Origin of the sequence: Advenella sp. (genome assembly GCF_052108595.1) — a bacterium.
GTDB lineage: Bacteria > Pseudomonadota > Gammaproteobacteria > Burkholderiales > Burkholderiaceae_B > Advenella.
Genome location: NZ_JBQEAU010000058.1, coordinates 1 through 8,326, shown reverse-complemented (window position 1 = coordinate 8,326; position 8,326 = coordinate 1). Strand labels below are relative to the sequence as shown.

At 54.1% G+C, this 8,326-nt stretch carries 7 protein-coding genes and 1 pseudogene; all 8 read right to left on the bottom strand.

All coding sequences use genetic code 11. From position 1 onward, the window contains the following. A partial coding sequence (gene bamA, locus ACTIKR_RS11710; protein WP_442327912.1) for an outer membrane protein assembly factor BamA occupies positions 1-2,334 on the bottom strand: 2,334 nt, incomplete at its 3' end. 112 nt (positions 2,335-2,446) lie between these two features. Further along, a complete protein-coding gene (rseP, locus tag ACTIKR_RS11705; RefSeq protein ID WP_442327911.1) occupies positions 2,447-3,781 on the bottom strand; it encodes an RIP metalloprotease RseP in 1,335 nt (444 codons plus the stop codon). Between the two features lie 5 nt (positions 3,782-3,786). Then, positions 3,787-4,959, bottom strand: coding sequence for a 1-deoxy-D-xylulose-5-phosphate reductoisomerase (dxr, locus tag ACTIKR_RS11700; protein ID WP_193086879.1), 1,173 nt, complete (start codon positions 4,957-4,959; stop codon positions 3,787-3,789). Positions 4,960-4,999: 40 nt separating this feature from the next. Further along, positions 5,000-5,887 carry a phosphatidate cytidylyltransferase gene (locus ACTIKR_RS11695; protein ID WP_442327910.1) on the bottom strand — a complete coding sequence of 296 codons (888 nt, stop codon included), beginning with the start codon at positions 5,885-5,887 and terminating at the stop codon, positions 5,000-5,002. 10 nt (positions 5,888-5,897) lie between these two features. Next, the gene (gene uppS, locus ACTIKR_RS11690) at positions 5,898-6,665 is read right to left on the bottom strand and encodes a polyprenyl diphosphate synthase (RefSeq protein WP_442327909.1); all 768 of its coding nucleotides are present in this window, start codon (positions 6,663-6,665) and stop codon (positions 5,898-5,900) included. Positions 6,666-6,716: 51 nt separating this feature from the next. Continuing rightward, positions 6,717-7,277: a ribosome recycling factor gene (frr, locus tag ACTIKR_RS11685; RefSeq protein ID WP_442327908.1), complete on the bottom strand. Its 561-nt coding sequence runs from the start codon at positions 7,275-7,277 to the stop codon at positions 6,717-6,719. Between the two features lie 9 nt (positions 7,278-7,286). Beyond that, positions 7,287-8,000, bottom strand: a complete 714-nt coding sequence (pyrH, locus tag ACTIKR_RS11680) for a UMP kinase (RefSeq protein WP_442327907.1) — start codon at positions 7,998-8,000, stop codon at positions 7,287-7,289. A 201-nt stretch (positions 8,001-8,201) separates the two neighbouring features. Beyond that, positions 8,202-8,326: pseudogene (locus ACTIKR_RS11675) on the bottom strand (translation elongation factor Ts); the annotation flags it as partial.

Here is an 8,326-nt window from a genome sequence, read left to right as displayed (position 1 = left end):
CTTGTTATCACCAGGTTTGGGACTAATAGGATGTGCGTAGGAAATTTCCAGCGGCCCCAACGGTGATTGCCAAGACAGACCTACCCCGGCCGAATAGCGCCAACCGCATGGATCCTCGACAAGCCCGCCTTCATCTACGTTACCGGTGGTGCAACTTGCCTTGCCTGTTGTGCCCACCTTACCAGCATCGGCAAAGACAAACCAGCGCAATGTGCGATCGTTATGGGTGCCGGGGAATGGAAGATACAACTGCACATTACCGACAACACGGGTTGAACCGCCCAGATAGTCTCCGGATACGGGATCGCGCGCGCCCAGGGAAGCGCCTTCATAACCACGCACCGAACCGATACCACCGGCGTAAATGTTCTTGATGACCGGGAATGGCTTGTCGTTGGACAGTGAACGGCCATAGTCGGCACTCAGGTTGAACGCCAGCGTGTAGTCCTTGCCCAGTGGCAGGTAATACTGCTGCTGAGCGCTTAACATATAATATTTCAGGTCGCCCACACCCAGTGTACCCTGTATGGAACTCAAATAGCCGCGTGTTGGCGCCAGCGCATTGTCACGGGTATCCTTTCTCCAGCCCAGATTAAGCATCAGCACATTGGTGGATTCACCATAATCATCTACAAAGTCACGATACGCCTTGGGAATCAGATAGCCTGAGTTTTCACCGGGCAACGTGATTTTGCTGTTCTCGAAAGTGGCGCCCATGATAATCCGGTCATTTTCGGAAATCGGTACGCCAAAGTTCATGCCCAGGCCGATTGTACGGGTGCGATAAGAATCTTCGTCCTGCTCAACGTTATAGTTCAGCGGTGTTTCGGTACGGTAATACAGCGAGGTCGTGCGGCTGATGCCGCTGGTTGTCCAGTATGGATCAGTGTGGGTCAGACTGACATTACGATAGCGTTTGCTGGTATTGACCTGCAGACCAAGATCGGTGCCCGAACCAAAAACGTTCTCCTGGCTGATACCGGCAGTGAACGACAGCTTGTCGGTAGTCCCATAGCCCACCCCAAGATTGATCAGACCGGTCGGTTTTTCCTTGACGTCCACATTCACGTCAACCAGGTCATCCGCGCCGGCAACCGGCATCTGAGTCACGTCTACACTGTTGAAATAACCAAGACGATTGACCCGGTCCTTTGACTGGGAAAGACGGTTTTCATCGTACCACCCGGATTCCTGTTGACGCATTTCACGACGGATAACCTCATCACGCGTACGTACATTACCACCAATATTGATACGGTTTACATACGCGCGGCGACCGGGATCCACAAAAAAAGTCAGATCGGCTTCCTGGGTTTCCTTGTCAGGCACCGGATTGGCGTTGACGTTGGCGAACGCATAGCCGAGTCCGCCCAGATAGCTCTTGATTGCATCCGTGGTTTTCTGCGCCCGTTCTTCACTGTACGTTTCACCAGGCTTGGGTTCGATCAGCGCCTGCAGCTCGTTGTTCAATCCCATCAGGTTCCCAGCCAGCTGCACTTTGCGCAGTTTGTAAGGCTTGCCCTCGTTGACGGTCAGGTTGATTGAAATATCTTCACGATCTGGTGTGATATTGACCTGTGGCGAATCCATGGAGAAATCCAGATAACCGCGATCCAGGTAATATTTACGAATGGATTCGCTATCCTTGTCCAGCTTTTCACGCGAATATTTGTCCGAGCCCGTATACCAGGTCATATAACCGGGTGTGGTCATGTCCATCTGATCGCGCAGTGTGCCTTCGGAGAAGGCTTCATTGCCCACAAAATGGATGTCCCTAATGCGGGAGATACTGCTTTCCTGCACGGTGAAGCTGATGCCGACGCGGTTATTAGGCAATGGCGTAATGGCCGAATTAACTTCGGTGCCATAGTGGCCCTTTGAAACATATTGCGACCGGATTTCATTCTTGGCGCGCTCGAGCAAGGCTTCATCGTAGGCGCGCCCTGCGCCAAAGCCGACACCGGACAGCGTTTCAGTAATGGTTTTGCTATCGAATGCCTTCATTCCGTCAAACGTGACCGATGAAATGACCGGACGCTCTACCACATTCACATACACGATACGGTTACGTGTGGAAATATTGACATCATTGAACAGGCCAGTGGCAAAAAGCCGCTTGACCGAATCTGTGGCCTGCTCTTCTGTAAACTGTTTGCCGACACGGGCTGGAACGTAATTGAACAGCGTTGCCGGATCGGTACTGCGCAATCCTTTTACCTGAATATCCTGCACCACGAATGGCGCAAATGCAAAAGATGCCTGCGGAAGAATGAGCATTGCGATCAGAACCGGGATCGCTTTCTTTTTCATTGAACTAAGCTGTCTCAAAGACATTCGGACTTTCCTTGTGGATTCGGATATGCATAAGCGCTAAATTGTATGTCAGAACACAGCGTCTTGTCAGCAATTTTCCTTGTATGTTAATACGTTAGCGGCATCACCGGCCTTATCCGGCAATTCTCATGACATCATTGAGAAATGCCACTACCATCAGGGCAAGCAGCAGCATATAGCCAAATGCCAAGCCCTTCTCCTGCACAAATGCCGGCAAGGGACGGCCCCGCACAATTTCAAAAAAAGCAAACAGCATTTGCCCGCCATCCAGGCCGGGGATCGGAATCAGGTTGAGCACACCAATACTGATGGTGATCAACGCAATAAACTCAATGAATCGCTCGAACCCCAGGCTGGCGGATTTGCCAGCGTAGTCGGCAATGGTGACAGGTCCGCTGATATTTTTCCAGGACACCTGCCCAATTACCATTTTACCCAGCATTTTTACCGAAAACCAGGCAGTATCGAGCGTTCTCGTCGTGGCCAGGGCCACACTTTCAAACAACCCGTACCTTACGAATGTCATTGGGTAGCCGGACTGCAGTGCCACGCCAATTTTACCCTGCGAGACGCCATCCGGGCCTTTGGTCGGGCGCGGGGTCACATTGAGTGTGACGCGCTGGCCATCGCGCAACACAACCAGGGGCACATCCTGGCCAGCGTTTTTCTCGATTTCCTCGATAAATACCCGCGCATTCAGGTCTGTACGGGCGCCGGCCTGCACAATGACATCACCCTGTTTTATCCCGGCGGCTTCTCCGGCGCCGCCGGCAATAACCTGCGCCGCACTCGGCGGCGGTGCATCAATATCCAGCCCGTTCAGCCTGGACAGATTGACCCCTTCAAGGTCTTTAGGGGCTGCCAGCAAGGCAATCGTAGCGTCACGGTCGGTATTGCTTTGATCCCGCAATTGCAATGTGACCGACTGTCCCAGAATCATGGGTTCCAGCAATTGTTGCTGCAACTGGGTCCAGGAATGAACGTCGCTGCCATTGAGGCCGATCACCCGATCGCCCTTCATTACGCCCGCAACCTGGGCAGGTGTTCCGGCGGCCGGTGCACCCAGGATCGCCTGCGGCACATTGCTGCCTGCCATGTACATGACCGAATAAATGAGAATGCCCAGCAGCAGGCTGAAGCCCGGGCCCGCGGCAAAAATCAGCATGCGCTGCCAGGGAGATTTTTCGCTCATGGCTCCCCTGCCCGGCTGTGCCTTGAGGCCCGCCTGGGGTTCAGCCAGAGGCTTGACGTAACCACCCAGCGGCAACGCCGAAATGACCCATTCCGTACCGCGGGTATCGCGCCGGCTAAGCAGCACTTTACCAAAGCCAAGTGAAAAGCGCTCGACATGAACACCGCAAAGGCGTGCAGCCAGATAGTGCCCCAGCTCGTGAAAAACCACCACGATACTGATCGTGACAATGAAAAAAATAATACTGGAAAGCATAATAGTCAGACCGAGGCAGGTAAAAACGTCCTGGCGCGTTCGCGTATCAGGAGGTCAAGCTGGAAAACATCATCAATGTGAGTAATCGGGTTGGTCTGGCCGCTTTGCCAGTCCAGCGCTCGATCAATCACATCTGCAATTTGGGTGAAACGCAAACCGCCCTGCAGAAAATGGGCCACGGCGATCTCGTTGGCCGCGTTCAGGGCAATACACTCGGCCTGGCCTGCCTGCAAAGCATCAAAGGCCAGCTTCAGACAGGGGAAGCGCGCAAAATCGGGAAGCGAAAAATTCAGCTGCTGCAGCTTGCGCAGATCGAAGGCTGGCGTATTGCTTTCGATGCGCTCGGGATACCCCATGACATAGGAAATCGGAATACGCATATCCGTGTTGCCCAGTTGGGCCAACAGCGAACCGTCGATAAACTCGACCATGGAGTGCACCGTGCTCTCGGGATGGATGACCACGTCGATTTTGTCGGGTGCCAGGCCGAACAGAAAGTGCGCCTCGATCACTTCCAGGCCTTTATTGAGCATTGTCGCCGAATCTACGGAAATCTTCTGCCCCATGCTCCAGTTCGGATGACGGCAAGCCTGTTCTGGCGTTACGTGGTCCAGCTCACTGATGGCTATATCACGAAACGGGCCGCCCGAGGCAGTGAGAATCAGTCGCTGTATTTGTTGCTTTTGCCTGCCGTTTTGCAGACACTGGAAAATGGCATTGTGTTCGCTATCGACGGGTAATAATTGCGCGTTATGGGTTTGCACCGTGTGCATAAATAGCGATCCGGCGGCGACCAGCGCTTCTTTGTTGGCCAGCAAAATACGCTTGCCCGCCTGCGCTGCTTCGAACGCCGACGCCAGGCCCGCAATGCCGACTATCGCCGCCACCACGCAATCTGTCTCGGGATCCCTGGCCGTTTCGCACAATCCGCGTTCGCCCATCCTGATCTCTGGCAGCGCATGCTGGGCAGGCCAGTGCTCGCGGAACGCATCAACGGCATCGACGTCCGGCACAATGACCACTTTGGCCGAAAACTCAAGCGCCAGCTGCGCCAGTTTCTGCATGCGTCGCTGGGCACTGAGTGCGTACACACTGAATCTGTCTGGGTGCCGGCGCACAATATCGAGTGTGCTGTCGCCAATCGAGCCGGTTGCTCCGAAAATCGTAATATTCTGCATGGACTTTCTTTTCCGGAAAAGTGTTTGGGCGCAAGCGCCGTTAATGAAAATGCCGGATCAGCATCCATAAGGCAAGAACCAGTGGGGTGACCGAGAGTATCGAATCGAACCGGTCCCAGACTCCGCCATGTCCCGGCAAAAGATTGCTTGAATCCTTGATGCCGGCGCGGCGCTTGATCAGGGATTCATACAAATCGCCAATCATGGAATACGTTGCCAACACAGCCCCAACCAATAGCACAAGAAACGCGGGGAAATACTGGTGCACATAGCCGGCAAAGCTGCCGTCGATATACATGGTGGCGAGCATCCAGATGACCGCTGCAATCAGACCACAGATTGCACCCGATCGGGTTTTGCCCGGGCTGATAGCCGGTGCCAGCCTGGCGCCGCCAAAATGCTTGCCACCAAAATAGGCAAAAGTATCCGCACACCAGATAACACCCAGGAACGAGAAAATAAACCAGACTCCGTGTTGCAAGTGCAGCATCGCCAGGGCCAGCGCACTGCCGCCAACGACAATGATGCCGGCCAGGCTGCTGAGCACACTGACCGGTGTACGCTGCGTATCGGCACGGTTCAGGATCAGCGGCACCGCGATTGTCCAGAACAACACCCCCAGCGTGGCAACACCAGCGGCAACCGGCGAGATCCCGCCGGCCCACGGCATACCTGCGGGCATGACGCCAGCAGTGGTCACAGCAGCATCATCAAACCCCGCGATTGCGGTCCATCCCGCCACAATCAGATAAACAATGGCGATAATCCGCGCCGCATTTGCCGAGGCAGTCAGCCGCAGCCATTCCCACAACGCAATGGCACTCGCTATGGCGACAAAGATGCGAAAGTAGACCGGCGCAAGAAAAACGCTGACCAGCAGCAGAACGATCAACAGAACGACCGCGGTAATGATGCGCTGCAATAACATGCGCTCTCCTTCAGGCGGACGGGGAATCATCCGAAATTTGCGCGCTGGTTCGGCCGAATCGGCGTTCACGCCCACGATACCACTCGATAGCCCGATCCATGTCCCTGGCGCTGAAATCAGGCCAGTAACAGTCGGTAAAATATAATTCGGTGTAGGCAAGCTGCCAGACAAGAAAGTTTGAAATGCGGCTCTCGCCGCCTGTGCGAATGAACAAGTCGGGCTCGGGGGCCCAGTTCATGCAGAGATACTCGCCGAGCAACTGCTCAGACACCTGCGCTGTATCCTGGGTCAATTCCGGGTGCGCCTGCAACATTTTGCGAAAGGCCTGCAAGATATCCCAGCGCCCTCCGTAGTTGGCCGCAATGGTCAGCGTCAAGCCGCTATTACCATTGGTGGTGGCTTCGGCATCCCGGATCAACTTCTGTAAATAAGGCTCGAACGGCGACAGATCACCCACTACCCGCAGCCGGACATTATTGCTGTTTAAGCGGGAGACTTCCTTTTCCAGCGCCTGCACGAAAAGCTTCATCAGCAGCGACACCTCTTCCTGCGGTCTGCGCCAGTTTTCGGAACTGAAAGCAAACAACGTCAGGTAATCAATGCCATTGGCGCCGCAATATTCCACAACTCGCCGCACCGCCTGCACGCCTTTAGCATGACCCGCTGTCCGCGGCATGAACCGACGAGTCGCCCAGCGCCCGTTTCCATCCATGATGATTGCGACATGCCTGGGTATGTTGCCAGTCTCTGGTACGCAGAGTGTGGAACTTGGATTCATGAGTTGATCTATTCAGTTAAATACAATGCCGTCGGAATAATGCCGGCACGATCAAACCGTCATGATTTCGGCTTCTTTCTGTGTAACGACCTTGTCGATTTCGGCAACAAAGCGGTCGGTCATTTTCTGAATAACATCCTGAGCGCGACGATCATCGTCTTCAGATATTTCCTTGTCCTTGAGCAATTTCTTGAAACTGTCATTCGCATCTCGGCGCAAATTGCGCACGGCAACCTTGGCATCCTCGCCTTCGCTCTTGACCACTTTGGCCAGATCGCGGCGACGCTCTTCGGTTAATGCTGGCATGGGAACGCGGATAGTCTCGCCCATGGAGACAGGATTGAGACCCAGATCAGACTCGCGAATCGCCTTTTCAATCGGGCCGGACATCTGCTTTTCCCAAGGCTGGACACTCAGTGTACGTGCATCAACAACATTGACAGCGGCGACCTGACTGACCGGAACCGGAGATCCGTAATAGTCCACATTAACCTGATCCAGAATGCCGGCGTGCGCACGGCCCGTACGGATTTTGGACAAGTTTGTTTTCAGGGTGTCCAGTGATTTGTTCATGCGGCTCTCGGCCGACTTCTGCAATTCAGAGATACTCATTTCTTTCCTTTATACGTGTACAAGCGTGCCTTCATCTTCACCGCAAACTGCGCGGGCAAGCGCGCCCGGTTTGTTGATATTGAACACCTTGATAGGCAGTTTCTGGTCGCGACAAAGCGCAAACGCTGTGGCATCCATGATTTCCAGGCGACGTGTAATAACCTCATCGAAACTGATGCGGGAATAGCGCGTAGCGGTAGGATCCTTGTTTGGATCAGCTGAATAGACACCATCGACCTTGGTCGCTTTCAGGACGATCTCTGCGCCTATTTCTGCGCCGCGCAACGCAGCAGCCGTGTCGGTCGTGAAAAACGGATTGCCGGTGCCTGCCGCAAAAATGACGACTTTTTTCTCTTCCAGATAGCGCAAGGCCTTGGGGCGGATATAAGGCTCGATGACCTGGTCAATATTCAGGGCCGATTGCACCCGAGTGACCACGCCATGCCCCTTGAGTGCATCCTGCAGCGCCAGCGCATTCATTACCGTGGCCATCATCCCCATGTAGTCGGCGGTTGCACGATCCATGCCTTGAGCGCCGGGCGCTACGCCCCGGAAAATATTGCCGCCACCGATGACAATAGCCAGCTCGACGCCCATGCGCGAGACTTCAGCGATTTCACCAGTCATGCGATTGATGGTGCCGCGGTTGATGCCGTAGGCGTCGTCGCCCATTAACGCTTCACCCGAAAGTTTTAAAAGCACACGTTTGTATTTGCTGCTCATGGCCGAACTACCTTTGAAAATTGACACGCTATTGTAACCACTCTGGCTACGACAATTACGGAAATTAAAAAGAATCCCCTTAAAAGGGGATTCTTTGGACTGACAACCCGTAAACGAACGGGTGGCCTGTATTAGACAACTGCTTTATCGCCGGTCGCGCCTGCATGCGTTGCTGCAAACCGCAACCGCAATAAAGAGAAGTTAGTTACCAGCAGCTGCAGCGGCAACTTCTGCTGCAAAGTCGGTTGATTTCTTTTCAATGCCTTCACCGACCACAAACAGAGAGAAGCGATTGATGCTGCTTTTTTTCTCTTTGAGCATTTGCT